This window comes from Vibrio marinisediminis (assembly GCF_014050145.1).
GTDB classification, from domain to species: domain Bacteria; phylum Pseudomonadota; class Gammaproteobacteria; order Enterobacterales; family Vibrionaceae; genus Vibrio; species Vibrio marinisediminis.
Genome location: NZ_JACFYF010000365.1, coordinates 1 through 233, shown reverse-complemented (window position 1 = coordinate 233; position 233 = coordinate 1). Strand labels below are relative to the sequence as shown.

Sequence of the window (233 nt, the reverse complement as noted above, 5' to 3'; positions counted from 1 at the left end):
CAACGGGCGCACCGTGTGGCTCTGCGAGAGCGCGGGGCCGATCCCGCTGGCGCTGCGCCCCGCCCCCGCCCGCCGCATCGCCCTGACCCTGCCGGCGGAGGCCGGACCGCCCCGGCAGCTGCCGCAGCCGGGGCCCGCCAACACTGCCCTCGAACAGGGGCCCAACGGCCCCGAGGCCTGGTCCACGATTTATGTCACTGTCTGACACCACCCTACGCGCCTGCGCGCGTTCC

The 233-nt window shown here is 76.0% G+C and carries 1 protein-coding gene; it reads left to right on the top strand.

Translation table 11 applies throughout. The features are described 5' to 3' along the window. Nucleotides 1-205: hypothetical protein (locus H2O73_RS24370; protein ID WP_220457791.1), on the top strand; the 205-nt coding region annotated here is incomplete at its 5' end. Between the last annotated feature and the right edge of the window lie 28 nt (nt 206-233).